We start from the raw sequence: 23,264 nt of genomic DNA, 5'->3' as shown, positions 1-23,264 counted from the left end.
CTCAGACGTTGATACAGGCTTGGGTCACTCTGCCGAGCCACGCTTGGCCGTCGCACGCACGAGATCGAGAACGTTGCTGGAGACTGTTCGACCTTCAAGTTTCGAAGGGTCCTTTAAGAAGTCTTCCGCCTGTGCCGTTGGAATCCAAAGGTGAGGAAGGTCGACTTGCAGATCATCTAGGTCTGAGCGACGATATTCAAAGAGATACGCGGTGAAGGAGTTCGACGTCTTGGAGAACTTCAGCGAATAGTTTTCGAAGAATGCGCTCGCCTTCCATCCATCTCGAATACCAGACACGATGTTGTTGACTTCAGCCTCGACGTTTCGTTCGTACTCGCTTTCCAGCATAGAGCGAGCTTGCTTCATGTAATCCGCGAGTGCGGAGAAGGTGAGCACCTTGGGGAGATCGGGGACACCACGCTCCTGAAGTTCGTCGCCAGTGAGCACGAGGGACGCGTACGGGAACATCCAACTAAGCCAGTTGCCACTGGGGTGGGGATCCACCACTAGAAGTTCGGCACCCCCCGCCCGATAGATGCATTGCGGTGCCGTGAGTGCGAATCTCGCGGGCCGCTCATTCTCAGGGACTTGCTTCCCTGAGAGTTCATCGTCGCCGGTCCACGTGTAGTCAGCCATCATATCGCCTCTATTCCTTGGTTCTCTCTAGTAAGGACTTGGCCCCGCTGACCAAAGCTGGGCCATCACGCCAGACTCTGCCGGCATCGCCGAGGTTCGACCTCTTCGTGTCAATTGGAGAAACGTTACGTCTTACTGCAAGATCCGCCATTGAAACCAAGTTGCACGGTGGATCTGCGAAACTCATTGAGTAGGTGAACACTTTGATTGCGGGAATTTCCAGCTGCCAAGCGGCCTTTGCCCGATGAGTGCCGTCCAATAACATCAGCCCCGCGGAGGTCCACTCCGCCAAAACGCCGAGGTGCACTCCCTGATCAAAAACCGGCATAAATGGCTCGATGCCGCTCACTCGGTAAGCATGCACAACCTCGACTGCTTCTTCCAAGCGACCAGCGCCGACATAATCCAATGGCGTCAGCAGTGTGCGTGTGGGGTACGTCTGCTGCTCGACGTCCGAGCACTGGACAGAGATGAGCTGCCTTAGTGTCTCGCTCAGTGCCGCGCAACACCTTTGCACGTCGAGTTGCATCACGCGCCTGAAACCTTCGCCCCGTAGTAATCCGCCCAAGGGGGATTCGATGCCAAAACACCGTCGCTAGGATCTGCCAACAGAATGGGTGTCGAGAATCCTGAACCGTGCAGGAGCACGCCACAGATCTGCGCGCGGTCGCCTATCGCGACATCGCCGCGCGACCTGAGGTCAAAGTCAACAACCTGAATCGTGCCGAAGCTCTCCGTACACAGACTGAACACTGACGGGGTGTAACAGGCGAGGTCGTCTTCTTCTACAACCCCCGAGACGCTAATTCGCTGCGTTGCGACCGGTTCGACCTCGGAAGACATCCAAGCCTCGTCCGAGATCTGCCAGTCATCGGCCACGAAGAACGGGCAAAAAATCCCGTAGGGAGTTCGTAGTCGGAGTCGCCAGTACTTCCCATACTCGTGCAGGCGCATTGCTGGACGCGCATAAGAAAGGCCGCGCAATGCGCGTGTGAAATCTCTCAGCGTCGAGCGGGTACCTGAGAAGACGACGTCATAGTCATGTGGCGCCGCCAGGGAACCCAGGCCCAAAGAACCCGTAGGCGCAGTTCTCAGCGACGCAGACGATTCCCCGGACTCAGCCAGGACCCACGACACTATCTCACGCCAATGACGCCAATGATCGGTCCGCTCGAGCCGACCCAGCAGCTCGTCAGCGTCGATGACGGCGGCTACTTCCGAATATGTTATGACACTCTTATGACGCAAGATCTGCAGTCTCGGAAGCCGTGCAAGCGCCATTTCGGACCGAATGATGCCTTCTGCTGACATGTCTCGACCTGCCCCGCGATCGAGATAGGGTTTGGAGAAACCACCTTCGGGCAAGTAGTAGTCAGGTGAATGACTAGGTACGAATGCCAGGTCCCCGACGAGAACCTCTGCCTCGGGGAATGTGCAGTGCACGCACATCAGGGCCCCATTAGTCAGCAAAACATATTCGTGAGGCCGTAAGTCCATAGAGTCAACTTACTTCGTCGCGATGGCATTGACGGCGAGGGACAATAGCATCAATGGAAGCCCAATACCAAAGGACCAGAGGGCGCGTCCTATTGCCCGATATTTTGCGACGACAATCTCGGAAACATTGAATAATTGGTCCAGGAGGTAGTCATCAGCCGCACCCTGCTGCAAAGCGGTCTTCAAGGCACCCCGGCCGACACGCACCACATCAGCGTAGTAGGCGACGGCCGGTGAGCCTGTTCGCCCTGGGGAGGACGTTTTGGGATACACCGCGGTTCCAAGAAGGACGATTCCGGCCCCGATAATGATCGCGCCAGCCCACCAAAATGCCTGAGCCAACCCAGAAAGGGAACTAGGGCTCCAGGACCGCGCCAGAAGGGCCGCCAGAAGCGCTCCAACGCCAACGCCGCTCGCGGTTAGAAGTAGCGATGCCTTGTTATCCGCACGAGCTAGTTCTTCCCGGGCGTCTCGAAGTAGTGCATCAGCGTGTGCTGTCATCTTGCCCCCCTCTGATCAAGGGCAGCATAGGGCCGTCGGCAGGTCCGCGTCAGGATTCACGCACGGAATTCTCGAAACTAGAAGCGGGTGCAGCCGCGGGGCGGCCCCTCGGAGGGCGTTTCCACGCTACGAGGCAGCTCCGGGAGCCCCGACCAGACAGGCGTTAAGTTTGCAGCATGGGCCGACCGAGCTCCACCCGCTCATGAGCGGGGCGGTGAGGTGCGACTCCGCCACAAGACATCGACGTTCTGGGGACCAGCCGTGCGGGAGTCGAGCGTTCGCGGTGAATCTCGCGTTGGGTGGTCAGGCCTAGAACGCAGACCTCGCACCGTGCAGCGAGAAGCAGGGAGTCAGTTCCCGTCTCGCCTGCGTTGGAAAGCGGACGACCCAACGACGGTGAACACCGTCGCGCCGAGTGCCGCGATGCCGCTGGCCGCCAGTAACGGACGAGACAGGCCCCCCACATCGCCGAGAATGCCGCCGCAGAGCGCACCAAGCGCCGCTGCCCCTATTCCGGCGACCCGCGTCGTGGCACTCACGCGTCCTAGCAGCGCATCGGGGGTCAACTGCTGGCGGGCCGTGCCACCAAGCACCGTCACCGACATCGACGCAGCACCTACGACGGAAAGCGCTAGGCCGCCGACCCAGGCATTCGGAGCGACGAGCACGATGAGCCATCCGACGCCCTGCGAAGCCAGTCCCACGCCATAGATAGCCTGCGCCGGCGGCTGCACACGGATCTTGGGCACGAGGTAGCCAGCGACAAGCCCTCCAATAGCGGATGCGGCCAAGAGGAAGCCGAAGCCTGTCTCCGTCACCTGAAGGCGCTCACGAGCAAAGAGAACGAGCGTCGAGTAGGCGAGGTTATACACGAAGTTGAAGACGGCCATGCCGATCGTCAGCAACCGGAGCTCACCGTGACGCGCGAGGTAGCTCAAGCCCTCGCGAACTGAGCGGAGAACGGGAGGGTGCTCGCTGACTGTCGTGGCTGGCGCCAGCCGGCCAAGGCCTATCAGCAGTACGGCTGAGAGCAAGAATGCGATTCCGTTACCGAAGAAGGGGATCGACGCCCCGAGCACGAAAAGTGCCGCACCAAGCGGCGGGCCGATCATGCTCCTCCCGAGCAGATCCAGTGACCAGATGCGCCCGTTGGCAGTCGCTAGCCGACGCTGGTCCCGGCCCACGACGAGTGGAAGGGCGGCCTGGGCCGCGGGGTCGAAGAAGCAGCCCGCAACGCCGAGCAGGAACACACACGCAACCAGCGTCCAGAGCTGCGCCACGCCCATGAGCACCGCCACTGCTAGGCCACTGACGAGGACGGCGCGGACCAGATCGGTGACGACCATCGTGGTTCGCCGAGGCCACCGGTCCACGAGTGCACCCGCAGGCAAACCCACGACGAGCCAGGCCGCATACGTGGCGGCGACCGTCAGGGAGACCTCGAAGGGGTCAGTGGTCAGGCGAGCGGCAAGCAACGGCACCGCCGCGAGCACCATGCCCTGGCCGGCGATGGAGACGCCGGTGGAGGCCAGCAGCCGATTGAGGCCTCGCCCTGGCAAAGCTTCGATCGGCTGCTGGCTCCCCATGGCTGTGGTCATCCCGTCGTCTTCAGCAGGTCGTACTCGAACTCACCATCGCGTGCGCCCGCGACGAACGCCCGCCACTCCGCCTCCGTGAACTCAAGGATCGGTCCGCGTCCGTGCGCCTTCGAGTCCCTCACGCCGATCCTGCCGGCGGACTCAGCAACCTCGACGCAGGCGCCGGTGTCGCTGTGCACGGACTTTCGCCATGCCGCGGTGCTCCAATCGGGTTCCATCGGTATCCCCTTCGTTGCGTCACGACGCCCAGTGGCGCCGCGCGTCCTCGATCGCCTTGCGTGAACCCGCGGCGTCGAGAGCGTCCTTGTGTAGCCCTCGGAAGAGCTTTTGGTATGCCGTGATGTCGCGTTCAGCGGAGAGGTAGAGATCCGCAGTTTGGTTCTCGCATAGGACGACAGGTGACCCTGCCTTGAACTCATAGAGCACGAAGGAGCCCACCGCGAACGTCGGAACAACTGCGCCCAGCTTCAGGACGCGCAGGTCGGCGTAGCCGGCGTCGAGCAGGTCTAGCAGGTGAGTCATCTGATCCACCATGTCGGCGGATGTAGCACGCGGAAAGCGACGCAGCGTGGACTCGTCCAGCACTACCTCGTATCGGACGCCACGGCGCTCCGCCAGCAGCCGTTGGCGCTCGAGTCGTGCTGGCACGACCACATCTGCGCTCAGGCCGGCCGCCTCGCAGATCGCTGTGGCGTACGAGGCGGTCTGCAGCAGACCCGGGATCCAGGCTGTCTGGTACTGCCTCAGGCGTTTGACCCGGGATTCCACGGCCTCGACGGCAGCCTGTCGACGCGGGGCACCACCGGCACTCACCACCCAGGCACCCTCGAGACCACTACTTCGGGCGACTGAGCCGAGGATCTCGGCCCGGACCTCCTCGGCGACGCCGTAGTACGCGAGCAGCTCGGCCACTTCGCTCACACTTGCGCCGAAGCGGCCCGTCTCGACGCGGGAAATCTTCGACTGGGACCATCCAAGGTCGCGCGCGACAGCCGACCCCGAGATACCCGCCGCCTCCCGGATCCGCCGTAGCTCGAACCCAACCTCTGCCATTTCGCCCTTCCATGCACTGATGAATAGGACGACGATATAGACCTCAAGGTTCGGGGCACGACTGGCCGCGCCGTGTGACACGGTGCCGGAGGCTGTTTGCATCACTCGACCCAGACCTCCTCCGCGGGGATGTGGCCCACGCTTCGGTCCGAATCCGTGTAGCTGCCTTGATGCCAGCGATACCACTGCTCTTCGGTGACCGCAGCGATCGCGAGCGTTCCGTCGCGGCTCATGAGTGGACCTGAGACAGCGCGCAGGTCGACGTCGTATCGCCCCTCCTCCAGGGCCCTGACCAGGCGCGAGCCGATGAGGTGCTTGCGTCCCGGCACGGGGCTCAGGGGTTCGACGCGTGGCTCGTTCGGGTCCTCGAGCACGGGCTGCAGCCATGAGCCGGCTTGCGTGAGACGACTTCGCGGGACTCGGACGAGCTCCTCGACCCAGACACGCGACATGTCGACCACCACCCCGCCCTCACCACCGCTGAGGTAGTGCTCGCGCTCCTCGACGAGCCGGATTCCGGGCTCCTTGAGGCCCGGAAGGTTGAGCGGGTCGGCCGATGCGACTCGCAGGTCGTTGCGCCAGCCGTATGCCGTCAATTCACCGTCGTCGTAGGTGGTCATGAGAAACCGTGCCCGCGCACCAACCGGAAAGCTGTCCCCGTCTCGTAGCCGGCGGACGAGCAGGGCGGGGGCCCCAGGCACTGAGTTGCCCAAGTTCTCGTCGTCCCAGCCGAAATCGCCGACCAGGGCGTCGAAGCGTCGATCGACGTCACGCGGAGTCAACTCACCCACGGTTGGCCACCACCTGGGCGTCGCCCGTCGGCGAGGACACTCGCCCCACGAAGGCGAGCTCGCGCTTGTAGTAGTCCACCGTGAGGAAGTCATGGACGACCTCAACCGTGAGCCCTGGCCGTGGAGCGTGCACGATGCCGCCTTGCCCGTCGTACATCGCGACGTGGTGGAAGTAGTCAGGTGGGTCGCCCGGCGTGTGGAGGAAGACGAGGTCACCCGCACGCCATGTCGAGGGGTCAGTAGGAAGCCGCTGAACACTTGCTGCCTGGGCGCTGGCGAGTCGCGGCAGGGCGATGCCGGCTTGGTGCCAGGCGTACTGGACCAACGACGAGCAGTCGAAGCCGATGACGCCCGCCCCGACCCCGAACCCGCCGCTCGGACCGCGGGGTGTCCCTCCGCCCCAGGAATAGGGCACCCCGATCTGCCCCAGCGCGGCAGTGACAGCCTTCCCTCCCGCGCTGCCATCGCTGAGGAACGCCGCGTTGGCGTAACAGGCTGCAGAGAGAACGGTGGGGTCACCGACGACCTGCAGCGCGAGTGACTGCCACTTCGCGTAGGCACCCGGGAAGGCACTGCGCTGCACGGCCTGAGCGGCGTCGGTGACTGACATCCGGTCAAAGCCGGAGATGTCGAGCAGGCCCGGCTGTCCTTGCTGGCCGCCCGTGTAGAACATGCGCGCGGACGTCGCGGGGTCCATCCGGTCAGCGGCACTGCCCCAAGCGGTGCGCTGCTGGAAGAGGCCCACGCTGTCGCGGTCGCCGTAGGGCACGTTCACGAGGTTCGACTCCTGCATCGCGGTCGCCACGGCGATCACCCAGCCGTAGGAGGGGACCTTCAGGTCACGGCCGACGGCCACGATGGTGCGAGCGTTCGCCGCCTGCTCCTTCGTGAGGCCATCGATGCTCGTGCCAGCGCCCGCGCTGTCGATCACCGCTCCGGGACAGCCACCGCCACCGGCCGGCCCTTCCTGCTGCTGACCCGCGCCACCCACGAGCGCGAGCATCAGGACGGTCGCTAGACCGCCGGCGAGAAGGATGGGTAGGACGACCAGCAGGGCTCGCCGGAGCCTGCGCCACAGCAGGGCACGGCCAGCGACGACGAGCGGTCCGACCATGTCAGCCGCCTGCCTGTGCGGCTGTCAACGTCGGTGTCGGCGCTCCGGGCACGTCATTGGCTGGCTCGAGACCGCCCACGAGACAGGCCGCACCCGACCTCTGCGTCGTGACGTCGACGCGACCGCCGTCAGTCGCGAATCGGTATGCGCCCGCGCCGGGCCCAGAGAGCACCTGAACGGGATTCGGTGAGACCTGGCTAGCCGGGACGCTGCTCGGGTCCGTGTGACTCAGCTGGTCGATGAGCTCGGGCACCGCGTAGGGGCGAAGTCCGTCCAGCCACTTCGGCTGCGGCAGGTTTGTCTTCACCCAGCCGCCCATGAACGATGCTGCCGCGGCTTGGCATGTGCGGTCCGTTGACGGCCCGACTCGGGATGAGCCGGTTGAAGCGCTCGGCGTCGCCGTCGGGGTCCGGCCAGGATTCGGTGTCGCCTTGCTCGTCTCAACGGGGAGCGCTTCCGTAGGCGGTGGTGACGTCCTCGCGGTGGCGTCCACCGGGGCCGCCACGGGGCGCGGATCCAAGAAGCTCACAGCCCGGCCCACGATCGCGAGCGCGATGAGCAGCGCAGCGACGCTGACGCTCACATTCCGCCACGACCAGAGCGGCCACGCGATGAGTCGAGTCAGTCGGCTACTCATGGCGGCCCCGCTCGGACTTGCCAGGCTCGACCGTCACCATCGACTTCGTATTCGCGTCGAACATCCGCACGCGCAGGCCTTGCCCGGTCACCTCGGCGTGGGAGTCATGCGTGCGCTCGATGGGGGTCAGCACCTTGACCCCAGAGGGCACCTCATCGACGAGCTGCCCTTCCAGGCCGCGGGTGGGGAGGCCGTGGCGTGGCGCACGAGTCATGGGGGTGTCGATGCCGCTCGGCTGCACTCGACTGCCTGCCGACACCCCGACTGAGGCAGCAGCCCCCGTATCGAATTCGCGTTGCCGCCCCGTCGGGCCCACCGGCGTCCCCGGAAGTTCGTGACGCGGACCCACGACTCGACCGGACACATACCGCTGGGCGTCTGGAACGTCGGGTTGAGTCAGGGTGACTGAGTCGAAGCGCCGGCCGATCGACTCCGGCGGAAGGTTGACCCGTCGCACGTATCGGGCAGGCCCGACATCGCGCGGACCATGGCGGCCGTTCTGCCCATCCGCGTCCCCGTCGGAGGTCGTCCCGGTGGCGATCTTCTTCTTGGCAGCATCCTCGTTTCCGTCGTCGACGGCCTTGCGCCCGACGAAGTAACCGAGGGTCGTGCGCCCGACGTTGCGCAGCATGGCTCGATGCGAGGTCTGGCCGAGCATGCTCGTAAGCGACAGGAGCGGCATCAGCAGGACGAAGGCGGCGAGCGAGACGACGAGACACATCACCAGGGACAGAATCCCCATGCCGGCACCGTTGGCCTCCTTGATAATTGCGGCGATCGCAACGCTGTGGATGGCCGAGCCGACGCCGAAGGCGATGACGTTGACGACGGAGGCGCCGGCGATGTTGCCGATCCGCCTAACGATGCTGGCCATCGGCGCGATGACGCCGAACACCGCGGCAGCGGGAAAGAACATCACCAGGAGGCGCAGCATGACGAGCCCCGCGAACATGAAGATGTCTGCGATGAGCCGGAACACCGCTGTGAAGGTGACGCCGATGAAACTCATGAACCCGGCGCCGGCGCGGCCCTTGGCCTTGCCCTGGACGGCCGCGTAGGCGAGCGGGTCCTGGTCCTGGATCTCCTGGGTTGTTGCGACCCAGTCGTCGGCCTTCTGCTGGGTCATCTTCTCCACGCCGTCAGGCTTGGAACGCGCGGTGGCGAGCTCGGCGCGGCTGAACGTGGACTCGCGGAAGAGCAGCGGTCCCCACTTCTTGGCTGCCGGGCTGTCGGGGTCGCCGAACTCTCCGCGCAGCCAGGACTGGTAGAGGATGTCGTCGACGATGAGAGCGCCTTGTGCGCGAGTGGGGTCTCCGGCGCTCGGCCCGGTGAGGCCGGCTGCGCTTTCGTTGACCGACGCCACCGAGCTCGTGATGGCCTGGTCGAAGAAACTCGCGACGCGGGTCGGGTACTGCGAGATGCCAGACAGCACCGCAAGGACGAAGATGGCCCAGACCGCACCGGACATGACGGACGAAAGCCGTCCGCTGAGTGAGTAGAAGAGCAGCAGGACGGCGACACCAAGGAACGACACGATGCCCCACGGGGACCAGATCGCGTCATGCAGTCGCATGGTCACGGTCGCGACGACGTTGTCGAGCGGCTTCATGTACTGCTCTGGGTGCGCGACGCGGTTGTGGATTCCGTTGGTGGCCGAGCTGATCCACACTCCCCCACCCAGGAGTGCGTTGCCGATGAACGTGTCGATCGTCGCGTCCATCTCGCCCAGACCACCCATGCACCCGGTGTCGTAGGTGCTCCAGCCGAGACCGGCATAGCCGTACTGGTCGTAGATGGTCGTCCTCCGGCCGGCAGCCCAGGGATCGCCCTTCGGCGGGGCGGGCGTGGGGGCCGGGTCGAAGAACCCCGGCAACCCGGTGTCGGGAAGCGATGCTGTCGGTGCCGACTTGCAGTCCCATGGCGCGGCAGGCAGCGCGGGCCCAGCCTCGGGTGAGGCGGGGCTTGCGGACGCCGAGGCACCAACGGCCAGCATCCCGACCGCCGCGACGACGAGGGCGAGGACGAAACGGCGTACGCGTGTTACTGACATGTCAGGCGCTCGCTCTCTCGTCCTGCTCATCTGGTTCGTCCGCGTGCCCGGCCTCGCCCAGGTCCAGGTCGTCCACGGAGGTGCCGGCACGTGCGACCCGGTTGCGGGCCTTGTCGGGTGCAGCCGTGGTGTTGAGCGCCTCGAGAAGCTCTGGGTGGGCGGAGAGGTCCATGCGGATGCGCTCGATCCCTCCGGACCCGTCACTGAACACGAACTCCCTCGGTCCGCGAAGACCGTCACGCGAGGGCCGGGACAAGGTGCCGAAGATCTGCTCGTAGCCGAGGCCGTCGCGGATGCCGGGGATGAACCGCAGGGCATCCCGCTGCGCGTCCTCACCGGTGAGGCGACCGATGAACGCGGCCGAGCAGAGGTTGGCCAGGTCGAGCTTGAGCAGGTCGGCCGGGTTCTGGGAGGCCATGAGGACCCGCGTGTTGTGCTTGCGCGAGTCGCGCGCGGCTCGGTCAATGAAGCGCCGTCCGCTCGAGAAGGTGGACAGGGCCCAGGCCTCGTCGATGAAGATGCCCTTGCGAGCGTGGACGTCGCCGAAATACATGCCGCGCTGGGTGAGCCAGGCGGCGAGGTACATGACGCACATCGACAACCGCTCGTCGAGGTCTTCACCGCCACGTGTGCTCTCGTCGGGCAGCGCCAAACCCCTCAGGGAGTACACCGTGAGAAGCGGCTCGAACCCGCCCTCGCCCGCGGGTCGCCCAGCGGGGAAGATCAGGCGGCCATGGCTGGTCTTAGCCGCCTCGCGCAGGAAGTCGGCCATGTAGCCGGCGTGCCGGGCCAGGTCGGTGTCACCGGTGGGCTCACCGTGTGGGCCGCGGTCGAGCTCAGCGAGAGCGTTGACGACCTGATCGCAAGAGGACCACACGTTGGCCGGCACGGATCCAACGGCGCGCATCAGTGCGACCTCGGAGAGGACGTGCTCCTGCAACTGCTTGGGCAGCATCGCGCGCAGGACGCTGCTCGTCAGGAGTCGCCTGGTGTCCTTCGCCTGCTCCATCGCAGCCCGCCATGACGCCTCGTCCGGGTAGTGCTTGCGGTCCGGTTCCGCGATCACGCGATAGGTGGACAGCGAGCCGGGCGCGGCGTCGAGCAAGTCGACAGCGCGTGAGTATGCCGCGAGCTCGGGCAGCTGCGTAAGCGCGGCGAGACGGCCGGACGGGTCGAGCACCGTCCACGGGACGCCCTGGATGACCGTGCGGTAGATGATGTTGCCGCCGGCGGTCGATTTGCCGCCGCCAAGGCCCGCGCAGAGGACCGCGAGACCGGACTCCTCTTCGCGCTCGGTGGCGAGCCATGGTTCCCACGTGACCACCCGGGCGGAGGTGCCGGACGTCTGGCCCAAGTGGATGCCGATGCGGTCGCCGACGGTGGCGGTCGCGGCAGGGACGGCGGCCGCGAGGGTCGTCACAGGCATACGGCGTCGGTATGCCGTTGAGCCGAGGCGTTCGTCGGGGATGAACTCGCGGGCCACGGCGTACTGGTCCTGCGGGCGGGCGATCGTGATCTGTGGCGCGTACAGCTTGCGCACGAGGCTGGCCCGATCAATGGCCTCGTCCTCAGTGGCTCCCGCGACAGCGATGCGGTACCAGCCGGTGGTGCGGGTAGACAGACCAGACAGGCCCATCGAGATCTCGTCCTCGACCGCCAGGGCGCGGTTGGCCTGACGCTCCAGGGCCCCGGGGGCGGGCTCGTGGTGCTCGAGCTCGTAGTGGTTGGCCTGCGCGCGGATTTTCTGGATGTTGCGACGCATCGCGGCCCCGACCTTGGCGGCGTCCTCGACCAGGATGCGGCCGGACCACTCGACCGGAAAGGGCAACTCGTCGGTGCGCTGCATCCAGGGGATGCCCGGCGGGATGTCGAGATCCGTCATGCGTCCCACCGACAGGACACACACGTGTCGCTCGATCCGTCGGTCGTCGTGCTCGCCCACGACGCGGATCGTGCGGCCGTAGGGGGTTGCGAACCAGTTGACCCGGTCGGTGAACTCGCCCAAGTCGTCGAGGTCCCAAGCACCTCCTTCGACGCCTCCCAAAGTCAGCGGAGCCGGCAGCCCCAGAGAGCAGGAACGGTGCAGCAGCCACTCGAGCTGCCGCGCAGTCGCTGGCGCCCCTTCGAGGCCGGGTGAGCTCATCAGCTCATCGGTGGCCCGGATCTGCTTCTCGAGCGCCGTGACCTCTCGCTGCGAGACCGCTCCGGCGAAGCTGTCGCTGAGGCTGTCACCGATCGAGCCGAGGGCTTTGAGCAGCGGGCTGCGGCTTGGGATCTCGACGCCGAGGTAGACCTCCTTGTCCGCCATCGACAAGGACGCGAGTCGGTGTTGGTCCGTCGTGAGGTGCTGGGCCCAGGCAGGAAGCGGTGCCGGCGCGTTGGCGTCGTGGTCGCGGGCCCACTTCGCGACCGGGTACGGGCGGGTCGTGACACGCAGGTGAACCTCTCGCTTGGCGAGCTGTGACAACACGTCGGCGCCGTCGACGATCAGCTGCTCCCGCACGCCATCCGGCCTGAACGACCAGCCCTGCGGGTCAAGCAGATACCACGCCATCACCTTCTGCGCGGTCACCGTGCAGTGTCCGGAGATCCGGCGGAGTGCCAGGCCTCTCTTTCCGCTCATGCGCTCGTCCCCTCGGTGATGGGCTTCCGGTCGACGGCAGCTGCCTCTGCTCGCGCTCGGCGTTGGGCCTTGCGTAGGGCCCGGCTCGGGCGCGAGGGGACAGCACGCACTCGAGCCGGGCGGACTGTGTGCGCTCTGACCTTCTGGTCATCGCGGGGCGCAGAGACCTCGTGCGCGAACGCGGCTAGCACGGCCCCGAGCGGACGGTCGGGGTTGACCACGGACAGGATGAGCCGGGTCAGGGCGACCGTCGCCAGAAGGCTGTAGGCGAGGGAGAAGAAGCCCAGCCCGATGCCCAGACGGCGCTCAATCATCTGCAGCAGCACGAACACGACCGCGCCGACCATGTAGGCGCTGTATCGGGCTCGGAAGGGCAGGGTCCGGTTGGGCGGACCGAGCCAGACGGAGTTGACGTTGTAGATCTCGTCGTCGACCGGTAGACGCATCGTCAGCTCATCCCGTTACGAGCGAGGCCATCCACGAGCCGACACTGTCGGCCTTTCCGCTCGTGGCGAGGCCCAGAACTGCCAGCGCGATGACGACTCCGGCGACAACTCGCATCGCCTTGGCGTTGTCACCACGCTGCGCGAGCACGAACAGCATGGTCGCCACGAGCAGGAGCAGCAGCGGGATGATGTTGGACTTGATCCAGCCCTGGAGGCCGGTCGTGCCAGCCGCGGTGGCCAGCGTTGCGATGGTGCTCATGATGTCCCCTTCTGGATGGAATCGGGCATATCGCCCACTCCAGAGCAGCGCGACCCTCACCAGAAGAAAGAAGAAACACGCCGAGGGCTGACCAAGTTCTGAACGATCCGTCGCCCTCCGTTCACCAACAGCCTTCTCAGCCAGGGACCGAAGTTGCAGTTGAGGGACCCGATCCGAACACGGCCCCTGCCTCGCGCGCACCACGACGGAACTGCACGGAGCGGCCGTCATCGCCCCAAGAAGCGACTATCCAGTCTGACCTTCGTGAAGGGAACCGCTGCCCCACACGGCTGTGAACCCAGTTCACGGTTGACAGACGAGCCCATGTGCGCGTACCTTACAGCCATTCCCGAAAACCGGGTTCACAGCCATCGAGAGGTCAAGTAATGTTTACGAGCAGTGCGGCGGTCGCGCTCCCGCAGAAGAAGCGCATGCTGCGGGGCCGTCGCCTCGTGGTCGTGGACATCGAGAATGTGGTGGGAGGAGCAGTCTTGAGGGTCGAGCAGGCAGAAGGAGCTCATGGCTCCGTCAGGGAGGCGGCACACCTTGATGGAACCGAGCATGTGGTCATCGGCACCAGCCACATCGGTCTCGTGTCGACCGGGCTCGGCTGGCGCGGGTCTCGGCTGGTTGTTCGGTCGGGCGAAAACGGCGCTGACCTCGCTCTGCTCGACGTCCTCAAAGGGGAACGTGTCGAGGAGCGGTTCGACGAGGTCGTGCTGGTGTCGGGGGATGGCATATTTGCCGATTCGGTCGCCGCCCTAGGAGCCGCAGGCGTCCGCGTCACAGTCCTGGCGCCCTTGGGCCATTGCTCGAAGCGTCTCCGGATGGCGGCGACGCACGTGGTCCTCTTTGACCGCATGGCTATCGATTACGGGGGAGCGGCATGATTCAGGGCATGGATGAGGGCCTCGTGTCACCAAGCGACATCGCAGATATCGCAGGCGTCTCGCGTGGCGCGGTCAGCAACTGGCGAAAGCGAATCGAGACCTTCCCCGCCCCGGTCGCCGGGTCGCCGAGCAAGCCGCTGTTCTCGCGCAACGAGGTGACCGAGTGGCTAGAGCGTCACGCAAGCAAGACCAAGAACGAGTCCGTCCGTCCGAAGGTCGGCGAGAGCGGCGAGATGGACGTGTGGTCCGCACTCAATCTTCTGCGCGACCGGCTCTCTGCCGACGATGCGGCCGAACTCGTGCTGTCGCTGGCGGTTGCACGCAAGACCGGCAGCGACGCCCTTCTTGAGGTGCCGAACGTCGCTGAGCACACGTTGGCGCTAGTGAAGGAAGCCGTCGACCGGGTGGAGGTCCCCGAGCTCGGAACTGCAGCCGACTTCGCTCTCGAGCGGCTCGCTCGTTCCCAGGGCAAGCTTGGCGCAGACTCTGGTTTCGTGGGTTCGCGCACATCCACTCTGTTAGCCAACCTTGCGGCGGCGCAGCCCGGTGGGGTCTTGTACGACCCGGCCTGCGGCATTGCAGCCGCCCTCATAGAGTCCGTGCGGTTGGGAGCGCGCCCCAGCCACCTGGTTGGGCACGACATCAACCAGCGCGCGTTGAAGATCGCTGCTCAGCGGGCCGCGCTGCATGACGTACAGATCGAGCTGACCCTGACGGACGTGCTGTCTGAGGACATAGACCCAAACCTGCACGCCGACGTCATCCTCCTTGAGCCGCCGTTCGGCCTCCGGCTCAATGCTTCCCGTCGCCTGACCGACGCACGCTTCGATTTCGGTGCGCCACCTCGGTCGTCTGCGGACACGGCATGGCTCCAACACGCCATTGCGCACCTCGCGGATGACGGGCGCGCCTACGTCATGAGCCCAACGGGGACGCTCTTCCGGAGCGGTGAGGAAGGCCGGATTCGCGCCGAACTCGTAAGGCAGGGCTGCGTCGAGGCCATCGTAGGTCTCCCTGGGAAGCTCTTGCCGCACACGTCAATCCCATTGGCGCTCTGGGTGCTCCGCCGCCCCGTCCCAGAGGCTGCCGTAGAGAGCATTCTCTTTATTGACGCTGCCGAGACGGTCTCACCCGAACACAACGTCGCCACCTGGCTGACGGACCCGCAAGCGCGCGAGGGCGTCCCTCACGCGGTGGTGGGGATCACCGACGTCCTCGCGGCCGAGTCGCTTCTCACGCCGCAGCGTTGGGTGGACCGCATGGTGCGTGAGCCAAGCGAAGTTGCCGACACCTACCGGTTAGGTTGGTCGGCGATCAATGACACCATGACGAAACTGCAGAACGTCCTCAAGTCGTTTGAGCACTTCGCGAGCTTCTCGAAATCGCGGGTCATGACTGTAGGCGAACTGGTGGACCAGGGGGTGCTGGACCTGCGCATGGGCCGTCCGAAGGACCGCTACGAGGACGCGCCTGAAGAGCTTCGCGAGCGCCTAGCCACAGCCTCGGATGTACGGGACGGCACCCTACGTGCGGTCGGTATCGACAACGGATACGACGCCTACCCCGAACTGACCTGGGAAGGCGACGTCCTGGTAACGACGATGAACAAAATTTGCGCCCGGGTCGACGAGGCCGGCGGTCACCTGCCGACAACGGGGGTCTATCGGCTCCGAGTGCTAGACCGAGAAGTGCTGTCTCCTGGTTATCTCGCCATCGCGCTTTGTGGCAGCTGGAACGAGAGGTTCCAGGGCGGTTCCACCATCCAGCGGGCATCGATCAAAGATCTTGAGATCCCGCTCGTTCCCCTGCTCGAGCAGGGTGACATTCGACTCGCGGTGCTCTCACTCCAGCTGCTACACGAAGACTCCGCCCATCTGGCTGAAGAAGCAAGCGCCGTTGGATCCGCCCTCCTTGACGCCATCCGCTACAACGCACGACTAGCCAAGCCGGACAATTTTGTCGCACGTACCCAGCAAGACGGCCCAGACGACTCCAAGGGAACCAAGTGACTGACCGCATCACCCTGCCCGAACTGGAGCAGTACCTCGCCAAGGCGGCGGATCTGCTTCGCGGAAGCATCGACCAGGCCGACTTCAAGGCGTACATCTTCCCGCTGATGTTCTTCAAGCGGATCAGTGACGTCTACATAGAAGAATTCGCCCAAGCGCTCGAGGAGTCCGGCGGCGACCGCGAGTTCGCTGCCTTCGCAGAGAACCACCGATTCGCCATTCCCAGCGACAACCTGTGGAACGACGTGCGCAACCGCACAGAGAACATCGGCAGCGCCCTGCAGACAGCGTTCCGCGAGATCGAGAAGGCCAACCCTGAGACGCTCTACGGCATTTTCGGCAACGCAAACTGGACCAACAAAGACAAATTGCCGGACCGCAAACTCGCCGACCTGATCGAGCACCTCTCAACCAAGACGCTCACCAACGCGAACGTGGCCCCTGACGTGTTCGGCAACGCGTACGAGTACCTCATCAAGCGCTTCGCCGACCAGTCGAACAAGAAGGCCGGCGAGTATTACACCCCGCGCTCGGTGGTTGGCTTGCTGATCAACATCCTGAACCCGGTCGAGGGCGAGAGCGTATACGACCCGGCTTGCGGAACTGGCGGCATGCTGATCGAAGTCATCGAGCACGTGAAGACTGCTGGCGGTAGCCCAAAGACCCTTTGGGGCAAGCTCTACGGCCAGGAGAAGGTTCTGGCCACCTCCGCCATCGCCCGGATGAACCTGCTCCTGCACGGTGTCGAAGACTTCAAGATCATCCGCGAGGACACCCTGCGCAACCCAGCCTTCTACACCGGCAATCACCTCGCACAGTTTGACTGCGTCGTCGCCAACCCGCCCTTCTCGTTGAAGAACTGGGGCGATACCGAGTGGCCGTCCGACAAGTGGGGCCGCAACGCTCTTGGGGGCGTCCCGCCGAAGGGGTACGCCGACTGGGCATGGGTCCAGCACATGCTCACCTCCGCACGCCCCAAGACCGGTCGCGTCGCCGTCGTCCTGCCGCAAGGTGCACTCTTCCGTCAGGGGGCGGAGGCACGAATCCGCACGCACATCCTCAAGTCCGATGTCGTCGACGCCGTCATCGGTCTCGCGCCCAACTTGTTCTATGGCACCGGCCTGGCCGCCTGCGTCTTGGTCCTGCGCCACCACAAGCAGCCCGACGAGCAGGGCAAGGTCCTCTTCATTAACGGAGAGAACCTGCTCAAGAAGGGGCGCAACCAGAACACCCTGGAACCCGAGCACGCTCAGCGACTGCTGGACGCATACGAGACCTTTGGCGACATCGACGGCCTCTCACGCGTCGTCGACCTCGATGAGATCGCTGGCAATGACTACAACCTCAGCATCCCCCTCTATGTGGCTCCCGCCGATGCTCGCGAGAAACTGACAGCGGAGCAAGCGCTCGCGGGCCTCGAAGAAGCGCACGCAAGCGCATCGGAGACCCGGTCGGCCTTGGAGGCAGAGCTGGCGAAATGGGGGCTGTCAGCATGAGCACGCGCATCACCCAGCGCGAGCTGGAAAGCTACCTCTGGGGCGCCGCCATCGTCCTGCGTGGCCTTATCGACGCCGGCGACTACAAGCAGTACATCTTCCCATTGGTCTTTTTGAAGCGCATCTCCGACGTCTACGACGAGGAGCGAGCCGCCGCAATGGAGGTATACGGCGACGAAGAACTCGCCGACCTCCCCGAGAACCACCGGTTCGCCATCCCCGATGCCTGTCACTGGGACGACATTCGCTCTGTCACCAGTGACATCGGCTCGACGGTCCTGAAGGCCATGCGCGCGATCGAGTCCGCCAACCCCGACACCCTCCCAGGCGTGTTCGGTGAAGGCGACTGGGGCAACAGAAATCTGCTGCCCGACTCCACGCTCAGTGACCTGATCGAGCACTTCTCAACCAAGACCCTGTCGATCGCGAACCTGCCCGAAGACGAACTCGGCAACGGGTATGAGTTCCTGATCAAGAAGTTCGCCGACGACTCGGGCCACACGGCGCAGGAGTTCTACACCAACCGCACCCTCGTTCACCTGATGACGCTCATGTTGGAACCGCGGCCGGGCGAGTCGGTCTACGACCCCACGTGCGGTACCGGCGGCATGCTGATCTCCACTGCCGCCGAGGTCAAGCGGCAGGGGAAGGAGTGGCGCAACCTCCGCCTCTACGGCCAGGAACTCAACTACGGGACGTCAGCCATCGCGCGGATGAACCTGTTCCTTCACGGCGTCACCGACGGTCACATCGCTCACGGCGACACCCTGTCGCGGCCGGCCTTCCACGACGCGAAGGGACGCCTGCAGACCTTCGACGTCGTGTTGGCCAACCCCCCTTACTCCATCAAAGCGTGGAACCGCGAAGCCTTCGCCACCGACCCCTACGGCCGCAACGTCTGGGGTGTCCCGCCTCAGGGTCGTGCGGACTACGCCTTCTTCCAGCACATTGCCAAGAGCCTCGATCCCAAGACGGGACGAGCAGCAATCCTGTTCCCGCACGGCGTGCTCTTCCGCCGTGAGGAGGCGGCCTTACGCGAGGCACTCGTGAAGTCAGACCTGGTCGAGTGCGTCCTCGGGCTCGGCGCCGGCCTGTTCTACAACTCGCCTATGGAAGCCATAGTCATCACGCTGAGGGCCAACAAACCTGCGGATCGTGCGGGAAGGGTGCTATTCATCAACGCGGTCAACGAGGTGGCGCGTGAACAGGCCCAGTCGTTCTTGCGCGAGTCGCACCAGACCAAGATCCTCAACGCGTACCGCGGGTTCAGCGACCTCGACCAGTTTGCGGCGGTAGCAACCCTCGATGAGATCGCGGGGAGGAAATACAGCCTCGCGATCCCTCTGTATGTCACCGGCGCGAAGGCAGCTGATGCTGGCGGGCAGATCGACTTAGACGGTGCCCTTGAGGCATGGAGAGTCGCGGTCGCCAACTCTGACGCCACGATCGCCGAAGTCATTGCCCTGCTACGAACGGAGGTGTCGACGTGACTCTCAATCTCGACAAGTCCACATGGAAGCGTGTCTCTTTCGGAGACGTCGTGAACAACGTCAACGTGACCGTTCGCGACGCCGATGGCGCCGGCATCGACCGCGTCATCGCCATGGAGCATATGGACCCTGGCGAGCTCAAGATTCAGCGATGGGGGTCGATTGCGGATGGCACGACCTTCACTCGCCGCGTAAAGCCTGGCCAAACCCTCTTCGGAAAGCGCCGCGCCTACCAGCGCAAGGTCGCCTACGCCGAGTGCGATGCCATCTGCTCAGGGGACATCTACACATTCGAAGCCGACGAGACCCAGCTGCTAGGCGAGTTCCTGCCATTCCTCGTCCAGTCCAACGAGTTCTTCGACCACGCACTCGACACCTCGGCCGGATCGCTCTCGCCGCGCACCAACTGGCGCGACCTCGCCAACTTCGAGTTCAACCTCCCGGGCATCGACGACCAGAAGCCTCTTGCGGATCTCCTTTGGGCCGTCGAACGCCATCTCTTCGCATTGAACGCTGAGCGGGACGCGGCAAGCACCGCACTTGGACGCTTCGCCCATCACCGGTTGTTAAAGATGCCGACAACGACTCGCCTTGGCGAGGTCGCCACCACAAGGTCCGGGCCGTCGTTTGCGGCCTCTGCCGTCAACGACCACCCAGTCGAGGGATCCGTTCCAGTGCTTGGAATCCCCAACACCAAGCCCGACGGCACGATCAACCTCGATGGGGTCGGGCATGTCACAGGGCTCGCGCAGAGTGTCGGCAAGATCGACGACGCAAGCTTGGTACTGATCCGGACGAACGGGAACAGACAGCGCATTGGGAATGTGTACCTGCCGCCGGCGCAGGCACATGGACACGCAGTTTCAGCGTTCCAGTTCCTCATGAAGTCGAACGATCCCGCTGATCGTGAGTACCTGTACTGGGTTTTGAGCGAGCCGACAATGCAGGAGCGGATGAGCGAAGCGGCTTCCGGATCGGTGGGTCTTGGCAACCTTGCAGTGCGGTGGCTGAACGAGCAGCGGATCCCGTGGTCGACGGATGGCGCCTCCCGGCGGGCGATGGTGAGAGAAATGCGTAGTCTCGCGAACGTCGTGACAGTCATCAACTCGGAGCGCGAGGCGCTCATTGCTCTCCGCACCTCTCTGTCGGCCAGCGTCTTTGAAGGCAACTGATGGCCCAGTTCAACGAGGCCAACTCGGTCCGGGACTTCGTCCGCGACTTGTCGAAGTCGATCGATGTCCAGTTCCTGCCGGGAGCGGTGCTGCCACGTCGAAGCGACGAAGTGCTACTCGAAGGGGCCGTAAAAGCGGCGCTGATCCGTCTTAACCCAGAGATCGCGGCCGATCCAGCGAAAGCCGACGAGGTCATCTACAACCTCCGGGCAATCCTGATCGCCGCCAGGACCAGCCCGCACCCCGTGGTGGCGAACGAGGAGTTCATGGCGTGGTTGAACGGGCAGAAGTCGATGCCCTTCGGCCCGAACGGCGAGCACACGACGGTCCGGTTGATCAACTTCGATGACCTTCAGGACTACTCGGCGAACCAGTGGGTCATCTCGACCGAGGTCACGTTCAAGCAGGCACGCGTTGAAAAGCGCTTCGACCTAGTGCTGTGGTGCAACGGCATGCCGCTGGTGGTGGGTGAGGCGAAAACTCCGGTTCGAGCGGCGTACACGTGGATCGACGGTGCTGCGCAGGTGCACGACGACTACGAGCAGAGCGTGCCGCAGTTCTTCGTACCGAACGTCTTCTCTTTTGCGACTGAGGGCAAGGATTTCCGCTACGGCACGGTCGGAATGCCTGTCGAACTCTGGGGTCCGTGGCGAGAGGAAACGACCAGTGACGACGCTCCGGCCAAGGTCGGCCTGGTCGCCGTCAAGGAGGCGGTCGAGGGCGTCCTCAACCCAGCAGCCGTCCTGGAGTTTCTGCGGTTCTTCACGGTCTTCGCCACAGACAAGAAGCACCGCAAGATCAAGATCATCGCCCGGTTCCAGCAGTTCCAAGCGACCAACCTGATCGTCGAGCGGGTAATGCTCGGCAAGATCAAGCAGGGTCTGATCTGGCACTTCCAGGGCTCGGGAAAGTCGCTGCTCATGGTCTTCACCGCGCTCAAGCTGCGGGCAATGGCTGCCCTGACTAACCCGACAATCCTGATCGTCGTCGACCGCATCGACCTCGACACACAGATCACTGGCACCTTCAACGCCTCCGATGTACCTGGTCTCGTCTCGACCGACTCGCGCTCCCAGTTGCAGACGCTGCTGAGCCAAGGTGCACGGAAGGTAATCATCACGACGATTCACAAGTTCGGCGAGGCGCCCGGCGTGCTCGATGCCCGTGACAACATCATCGCGATGGTCGACGAGGCGCACCGTTCCCAGGAGGGTGATTACGGGCAGAAGATGCGCGAGGCCCTGCCCAACGCGTTCCTCTTCGGCCTGACCGGCACACCGATCAACAAACGCGATCGCAACACGTTCATGTGGTTCGGATCCCCCGAGGACGAGGGGGGCTACATGTCGCGCTACTCGTTTCATGACTCGATCCGGGACGGTGCCACCTTGCCGTTGCACTTCGAACCTCGCCTTTCGGAACTCCACATCGACCAGGAGGCCATCGACACTGCCTTTGAGGAACTGGCGGTTGAGGAGCGACTAACGGAGGTGGACAAGGTCACCCTGTCCAGGAAGGCTGCCTCGATCGAGGTGCTCATCAAGACGCCCTCTCGCATCGCCAAGATCGCCGCAGACATCGCTGCCCACTTCAGAGCCAAGGTCGAGCCGGATGGCTTCAAGGCACAGGTCGTCGTGTACGACAAGGCGTCCTGTGTCGCCTACAAGGAGGAGCTCGACAAGCATCTCGGCCCGGACGCGTCGACGATCGTGATGTCGAAATCGCGCGGCGACGCAACGGAGTGGGCCACGTGGACGCCTGGCGCGGACGAGCTGGAACATGTCGTCGCGCGGTTCAACGATCCCGCCGACCCGCTGAAGATACTGATCGTCACGGCCAAGCTGCTCACCGGCTTCGACGCCCCGATCCTCTACTGCCAGTACCTCGACAAGCCGCTCAAGGAGCACACTCTCCTGCAGGCGATCACCCGCACCAATCGGGTCTACCCGCCCAACAAGACCCACGGCCTGATAGTCGATTACCTCGGCATTTTCGACGACGTCGCCAAGTCACTGGCCTTCGACGAGAAGTCCGTGCAGCAGGTGATCTCCAACATCCAGGAGCTCAAGGAACAACTCGCACCAGCCATGGCGGCCGCCGTTGCATTCTTCCCCGGCGTGGACCGAACGGTCGGTGGCTACGAGGGACTCGTTCAAGCACAGTCGGCGATTGCCGATGTTGCGACGAAGGATAAGTTCGGCCTTGCGTACAGCATCGTGTCCCAGTTGTGGGAGGCGCTGAGCCCAGACCCGATGCTCGGCGCCTTCCGCGACGACTACCGCTGGCTCACCGACGTGTATGAGTCCGTCCGTCCCTCTGACATAGCCGGCCGGCTCGTTTGGCACGCCTTGGGCGCAAAGACCGTCGACCTCATCAACGAGCACCTCGAGGTGGAGATCCCGGAAGGCGCCGAGACGATCGTCCTGGATGCGCAGACCATCGAGGACCTGATGACCGGAAAGCGCAAGGACATCCCGGTTGACGAGGTCGAGAGGCAGATCACCGCCCGGATCGCACGCCACCTCAACAACCCGGTTTTCATCGCACTGGGACAGCGCCTTCTCGCGCTTCGGGAGAAGTACGCCGACATCCAGCAGTCCAGCCTGGACTTCTTGCGTGAGCTTCTAGAACTGGCCCGTGACACCGTCGCGGCGGAGAAGGCCGCCGCCGACGTGCCTCGGGAGGAGCAGGGCAAGGCGGCACTGACTGAGCTATTCGAGGCCCTCAAAGGCGATGAGACACCAATCATCGTCGAGAACGTCGTCAGCCGGATTGACGAAGTGGTTCGAGCTGTCCGCTTCGACGGCTGGCAGTCGACCATAAGAGGAGATCAGGAGGTCCGGCAGGCCCTGCGCAGGACTCTCTACGTTCAGTTCAAAATTCGCGACAACGACGTATTCGAGAAGGCATTGGGCTATGTCCGCGAGTACTACTGACCAAAGCTTCCGCCGGAGCCCGGCATTCTCGCTCACTTCGTGCTCATCACCGCCTTTTGGAGGGTC

The 23,264-nt window shown here is 64.3% G+C and carries 19 protein-coding genes; 6 read left to right on the top strand and 13 right to left on the bottom strand.

All coding sequences use genetic code 11. The annotated features are described in order from the left end of the window. Window positions 1-24: 24 nt before the first annotated feature. From ACYVNR_RS04165 to ACYVNR_RS04105, 13 genes are all read right to left on the bottom strand, one after another. A complete protein-coding gene (locus ACYVNR_RS04165; RefSeq protein ID WP_461046774.1) occupies window positions 25-636 on the bottom strand; it encodes a hypothetical protein in 612 nt (203 codons plus the stop codon). Window positions 637-646: 10 nt separating this feature from the next. Further along, the gene (locus ACYVNR_RS04160) at window positions 647-1,168 is read right to left on the bottom strand and encodes a hypothetical protein (RefSeq protein ID WP_461046772.1); all 522 of its coding nucleotides are present in this window, start codon (window positions 1,166-1,168) and stop codon (window positions 647-649) included. After that, a complete protein-coding gene (locus ACYVNR_RS04155; protein ID WP_461046770.1) occupies window positions 1,165-1,479 on the bottom strand; it encodes a hypothetical protein in 315 nt (104 codons plus the stop codon). The genes ACYVNR_RS04160 and ACYVNR_RS04155 overlap by 4 nt, the downstream gene beginning before the upstream one ends. A gap of 663 nt (window positions 1,480-2,142) precedes the next feature. Next, entirely contained in the window at window positions 2,143-2,634 is a 492-nt protein-coding gene (locus tag ACYVNR_RS04150) for a Pycsar system effector family protein (protein WP_461046768.1), read from the bottom strand. Window positions 2,635-2,984: 350 nt separating this feature from the next. Beyond that, on the bottom strand, window positions 2,985-4,232 hold the full coding sequence (locus tag ACYVNR_RS04145) for an MFS transporter (RefSeq protein ID WP_461046766.1): 1,248 nt from the start codon (window positions 4,230-4,232) through the stop codon (window positions 2,985-2,987). Beyond that, on the bottom strand, window positions 4,229-4,450 hold the full coding sequence (locus ACYVNR_RS04140; RefSeq protein ID WP_461046764.1) for a DUF397 domain-containing protein: 222 nt from the start codon (window positions 4,448-4,450) through the stop codon (window positions 4,229-4,231). Before ACYVNR_RS04140 ends, ACYVNR_RS04145 begins: the two co-directional genes overlap by 4 nt. 19 nt (window positions 4,451-4,469) lie before the next feature. Further along, on the bottom strand, window positions 4,470-5,387 hold the full coding sequence (locus ACYVNR_RS04135) for a helix-turn-helix domain-containing protein (RefSeq protein ID WP_461046762.1): 918 nt from the start codon (window positions 5,385-5,387) through the stop codon (window positions 4,470-4,472). Then, window positions 5,387-5,905 carry a hypothetical protein gene (locus ACYVNR_RS04130; RefSeq protein ID WP_461046760.1) on the bottom strand — a complete coding sequence of 173 codons (519 nt, stop codon included), beginning with the start codon at window positions 5,903-5,905 and terminating at the stop codon, window positions 5,387-5,389. The genes ACYVNR_RS04135 and ACYVNR_RS04130 overlap by 1 nt, the downstream gene beginning before the upstream one ends. Window positions 5,906-6,068: 163 nt before the next feature. Beyond that, a complete protein-coding gene (locus ACYVNR_RS04125) occupies window positions 6,069-7,190 on the bottom strand; it encodes a C40 family peptidase (protein WP_461046758.1) in 1,122 nt (373 codons plus the stop codon). 629 nt (window positions 7,191-7,819) lie between these two features. Continuing rightward, window positions 7,820-9,907, bottom strand: coding sequence for a hypothetical protein (locus ACYVNR_RS04120; protein WP_461046756.1), 2,088 nt, complete (start codon window positions 9,905-9,907; stop codon window positions 7,820-7,822). After that, window positions 9,879-12,500: an ATP-binding protein gene (locus ACYVNR_RS04115; protein ID WP_461046754.1), complete on the bottom strand. Its 2,622-nt coding sequence runs from the start codon at window positions 12,498-12,500 to the stop codon at window positions 9,879-9,881. Before ACYVNR_RS04115 ends, ACYVNR_RS04120 begins: the two co-directional genes overlap by 29 nt. Beyond that, window positions 12,497-12,946 (bottom strand): hypothetical protein, encoded by a 450-nt coding sequence (locus ACYVNR_RS04110; RefSeq protein ID WP_045190999.1) that lies wholly within the window; start codon window positions 12,944-12,946, stop codon window positions 12,497-12,499. The genes ACYVNR_RS04115 and ACYVNR_RS04110 overlap by 4 nt, the downstream gene beginning before the upstream one ends. Before the next feature lie 7 nt (window positions 12,947-12,953). After that, the gene (locus ACYVNR_RS04105) at window positions 12,954-13,205 is read right to left on the bottom strand and encodes a hypothetical protein (RefSeq protein WP_045191000.1); all 252 of its coding nucleotides are present in this window, start codon (window positions 13,203-13,205) and stop codon (window positions 12,954-12,956) included. A gap of 458 nt (window positions 13,206-13,663) precedes the next feature. On the opposite strand from ACYVNR_RS04105, the gene ACYVNR_RS04100 reads away from it, so the two are divergent. Genes ACYVNR_RS04100 through ACYVNR_RS04075 form a run of 6 tightly spaced genes read left to right on the top strand, consistent with a single transcriptional unit; the run spans window position 13,664 to window position 23,198 of the window. Next, complete coding sequence (locus tag ACYVNR_RS04100; protein ID WP_461046752.1) at window positions 13,664-14,095, top strand: NYN domain-containing protein; 432 nt, start codon at window positions 13,664-13,666, stop codon at window positions 14,093-14,095. Window positions 14,096-14,103: 8 nt separating this feature from the next. After that, window positions 14,104-16,104, top strand: a complete 2,001-nt coding sequence (locus ACYVNR_RS04095; protein ID WP_461046750.1) for an N-6 DNA methylase — start codon at window positions 14,104-14,106, stop codon at window positions 16,102-16,104. Further along, window positions 16,101-17,600, top strand: coding sequence for a type I restriction-modification system subunit M (locus ACYVNR_RS04090; RefSeq protein WP_461046748.1), 1,500 nt, complete (start codon window positions 16,101-16,103; stop codon window positions 17,598-17,600). The genes ACYVNR_RS04095 and ACYVNR_RS04090 overlap by 4 nt, the downstream gene beginning before the upstream one ends. Continuing rightward, on the top strand, window positions 17,597-19,090 hold the full coding sequence (locus ACYVNR_RS04085) for a type I restriction-modification system subunit M (RefSeq protein WP_461046746.1): 1,494 nt from the start codon (window positions 17,597-17,599) through the stop codon (window positions 19,088-19,090). The genes ACYVNR_RS04090 and ACYVNR_RS04085 overlap by 4 nt, the downstream gene beginning before the upstream one ends. Then, a complete protein-coding gene (locus ACYVNR_RS04080) occupies window positions 19,087-20,262 on the top strand; it encodes a restriction endonuclease subunit S domain-containing protein (RefSeq protein WP_461046744.1) in 1,176 nt (391 codons plus the stop codon). Before ACYVNR_RS04085 ends, ACYVNR_RS04080 begins: the two co-directional genes overlap by 4 nt. Beyond that, on the top strand, window positions 20,262-23,198 hold the full coding sequence (locus tag ACYVNR_RS04075) for a type I restriction endonuclease subunit R (RefSeq protein WP_461046743.1): 2,937 nt from the start codon (window positions 20,262-20,264) through the stop codon (window positions 23,196-23,198). The genes ACYVNR_RS04080 and ACYVNR_RS04075 overlap by 1 nt, the downstream gene beginning before the upstream one ends. Window positions 23,199-23,264: the final 66 nt, after the last annotated feature.

This window comes from Terrabacter koreensis (genome assembly GCF_054783315.1).
Note: the sequence above shows the minus strand (reverse complement) of the source record. Positions and strands in the feature narration are given on the sequence as shown.

What these genes read in the sequence shown, in the direction of transcription:
- ACYVNR_RS04165 (WP_461046774.1), bottom strand. Translation starts at nt 636, where the DNA reads ATGGCTGACTACACGTGGACCGGCGACGATGAACTCTCAGGGAAGCAA.
- ACYVNR_RS04155 (WP_461046770.1), bottom strand. Translation starts at nt 1,479, where the DNA reads ATGTCTTCCGAGGTCGAACCGGTCGCAACGCAGCGAATTAGCGTCTCG.
- ACYVNR_RS04150 (WP_461046768.1), bottom strand. Translation starts at nt 2,634, where the DNA reads ATGACAGCACACGCTGATGCACTACTTCGAGACGCCCGGGAAGAACTA.
- ACYVNR_RS04145 (WP_461046766.1), bottom strand. Translation starts at nt 4,232, where the DNA reads ATGACCACAGCCATGGGGAGCCAGCAGCCGATCGAAGCTTTGCCAGGG.
- ACYVNR_RS04140 (WP_461046764.1), bottom strand. Translation starts at nt 4,450, where the DNA reads ATGGAACCCGATTGGAGCACCGCGGCATGGCGAAAGTCCGTGCACAGC.
- ACYVNR_RS04135 (WP_461046762.1), bottom strand. Translation starts at nt 5,387, where the DNA reads ATGCAAACAGCCTCCGGCACCGTGTCACACGGCGCGGCCAGTCGTGCC.
- ACYVNR_RS04130 (WP_461046760.1), bottom strand. Translation starts at nt 5,905, where the DNA reads ATGACCACCTACGACGACGGTGAATTGACGGCATACGGCTGGCGCAAC.
- ACYVNR_RS04125 (WP_461046758.1), bottom strand. Translation starts at nt 7,190, where the DNA reads ATGGTCGGACCGCTCGTCGTCGCTGGCCGTGCCCTGCTGTGGCGCAGG.
- ACYVNR_RS04120 (WP_461046756.1), bottom strand. Translation starts at nt 9,907, where the DNA reads ATGAGCAGGACGAGAGAGCGAGCGCCTGACATGTCAGTAACACGCGTA.
- ACYVNR_RS04115 (WP_461046754.1), bottom strand. Translation starts at nt 12,500, where the DNA reads ATGAGCGGAAAGAGAGGCCTGGCACTCCGCCGGATCTCCGGACACTGC.
- ACYVNR_RS04110 (WP_045190999.1), bottom strand. Translation starts at nt 12,946, where the DNA reads ATGCGTCTACCGGTCGACGACGAGATCTACAACGTCAACTCCGTCTGG.
- ACYVNR_RS04105 (WP_045191000.1), bottom strand. Translation starts at nt 13,205, where the DNA reads ATGAGCACCATCGCAACGCTGGCCACCGCGGCTGGCACGACCGGCCTC.
- ACYVNR_RS04095 (WP_461046750.1), top strand. Translation starts at nt 14,104, where the DNA reads ATGGATGAGGGCCTCGTGTCACCAAGCGACATCGCAGATATCGCAGGC.
- ACYVNR_RS04085 (WP_461046746.1), top strand. Translation starts at nt 17,597, where the DNA reads ATGAGCACGCGCATCACCCAGCGCGAGCTGGAAAGCTACCTCTGGGGC.
- ACYVNR_RS04075 (WP_461046743.1), top strand. Translation starts at nt 20,262, where the DNA reads ATGGCCCAGTTCAACGAGGCCAACTCGGTCCGGGACTTCGTCCGCGAC.